The organism is Clostridia bacterium (genome assembly GCA_036562685.1).
Classification (GTDB): Bacteria; Bacillota; Clostridia; order Christensenellales; family DUVY01; genus DUVY01.
Genome location: DATCJR010000167.1, coordinates 1 through 2,306 on the forward strand (window position 1 = coordinate 1; position 2,306 = coordinate 2,306).

At 31.9% G+C, this 2,306-nt stretch carries 3 protein-coding genes; 1 reads left to right on the forward strand and 2 read right to left on the reverse strand.

What is annotated here, in order from left to right; translation table 11 throughout:
* Positions 1-428 precede the first annotated feature (428 nt).
* A complete protein-coding gene (locus VIL26_07535; protein ID HEY8390778.1) occupies positions 429-740 on the reverse strand; it encodes a hypothetical protein in 312 nt (103 codons plus the stop codon).
* Between the two features lie 1,036 nt (positions 741-1,776).
* Between VIL26_07535 and VIL26_07540 the strand changes: the two genes are divergently transcribed.
* Complete coding sequence (locus tag VIL26_07540; protein HEY8390779.1) at positions 1,777-2,061, forward strand: hypothetical protein; 285 nt, start codon at positions 1,777-1,779, stop codon at positions 2,059-2,061.
* 29 nt (positions 2,062-2,090) lie between these two features.
* Here the strand turns inward: VIL26_07540 and VIL26_07545 are convergent.
* On the reverse strand, positions 2,091-2,306 hold a 216-nt coding region (locus tag VIL26_07545), incomplete at its 5' end, for a hypothetical protein (protein HEY8390780.1).

Below are 2,306 nucleotides of genomic sequence, written 5' to 3' on the forward strand. Positions count from 1 at the left end.
ACCAAATAGCCTGGATTTATATGCAAGCTCAGGCTGGAACCCCCTTAGAGCAGGTTTTTCAGCTACTAAAGATTGCATAGGGATATTCTAATCTTTTGTAATGGTAATTAATTCCTACAAATTTGCTCATTTATAGATATATTAAAATGTTTGATGGGTAAAGCAATATTTACCTAAAATGTTTTTTGTCGAAACGCTTACAATTTCATCATAAAATAATAAAAAGCAAAAATCCTTTGGATAGAGAAAATGTATAATTTCCTCTAATAATTACTATACTAGAATTTTCCAAATACAATTCAATTTTGTGTCAATAAAGTTTTTTACAAAACCTAGCAAGATCCAAGAAAAAAGGGATAAGTGACTTAAATTCAATAATCTCTCCTTATCTCTATCACTTATCCCTTGTCTATTTCTGAACTTGATCCTTAATCCTTTTCCCTTATCCCTTCCCTTTCGGAATCCCTTTTTTCGCATGCGGAAAAGGTTTTTTGATAATATAAACAGTTTGGAAATAAGCGGTAAGAAATAAGGTTTGATTCTATAAAGCATTGCATCTGCATGTACAACTCAACAAAACCATTTTTCTCAAAATTCCTCAAGACAGAAGCAAAAAATATTAAAGCACTGTCCAATGTTAAGGTAGAAGCTGTAAAGAACTCAAAAAAAATTGATAAGAACTTCCCAATCCTATCAATTTTTAAAATTGCATCTGACCAAACTTCTAAAATAGGCTCCAAAGCTTCTTTCTACTTTTTATTATAGCATAAAAGAATAAATTTTAACCCCTAAAATAAAAAATAGAAAGCAATTAATCAATAGGAGAATTTTGGCTTACAATTACCGCTATTATCGCTATAACCATCATTGCTGCCGTCAGCATCATAGTGATATCTAAAGTTACTAGATAATCGCATCATTTAAACACAAAAACTAAATTCACCAGTAGAAAAATATGACTTTTATACGGTTTCCCATTTTTATTACTTTTCTTATACTATAATTCTGCATAAAAAATTAATTTGCAAATTTTAATTACTTCAATAAATATGCTATAATATAACTAGCAATCAACACACAAAGGGATAAGCTAAATACAACAGCTCAACCGACCCCTCTCTCGTCCCAGATTTCATGAATAGAACGAGGAAGAGGTGGCCAAGAGAAATACGAGAGAGGAGTGATACAGATTGAGTGAGAGTTATGTACTGATCATAGTAATCGTCGCAATCATAGCTCTCTGCTTGATCGTTTTTATATCGATAGTCGAATTGTTATTTTACTTTCCGACAAAAGGTTGAAAGCTACTTTATTGGCCAAAACAGAAGCCAAACACGTGGGAGCTTTAACGGATACAAATATAGCAACATTAAAACAACAAAAAATTGATAGGAGTTTACCAATCCTATCAATTTTATAAAAGCTGTATTTAGCGAAAATTTTCCTTGGCCTTCAAAGCCTTTTTTCGTTTTTATTATATCATAAAACGGTAAAATATAAAACCTTAAAATTGACGGGGAGATCATAAATGAATGAATTTGGATTTGCAGCTATTGCTATCACTGCTATGGCCATTATAACCGTTGTCAGCATCATAGTAATGGCCAAAACTACTAAATAATTACATTGCTTAAACTCAAGATAATTGCATTGCTTAAATTCAAAAGTCGAGTATTTCTTAACCAGAGGCCCGACTTAATTTACATAGTTCTTTTTTCCTTCTTTACTTTTTATTATTATAATTCCGATAAAGAAAGCACACAAGGAGAGATACTTATGAAGGTGGTTAAGAAAATAGCTCTTTTTATTTTCTTTACCCTTGTGGTTAGCTATGTAATGCTCTGTTTAGAATATTTTTCTTATTCAATGGCACGAACGAAATTAAAAGACCTTGTAAATGCATTAGCTTTATTCATAATGGGATTGATTTACGATGTATTGAATGAATATAATTTGTTTGGAAAATTTACCATAATAGTAGATGGTGCCATTATTCTCCTTTCGGTAGCAATAAGCTTACGGGTACTAGAATACATTTTATTTGTTTGGCAGCTTAAATAAAAGAATCCCATCAAAGATGGGGTTCTGTCTTAATGAAGCAATTTTAACTCTGCATATTTCATTTTTGCCTTCCCTATAAGTTCGTCATCTATTTGCTCTTCAGCATAAATGTGGGTAAGTGGAAGCAGATTTAGAATTAGAACATCAATGCTTCCCGCATGGATCCACACCGTGATAATATTTTTATCCCTCCCAGCATTAGCCCTAGTCGGAAGAACTAAAATAATATCATTGTGTGCCCTCTT

What these genes read in the sequence shown, in the direction of transcription:
- VIL26_07540 (HEY8390779.1), top strand. Translation starts at nt 1,777, where the DNA reads ATGAAGGTGGTTAAGAAAATAGCTCTTTTTATTTTCTTTACCCTTGTG.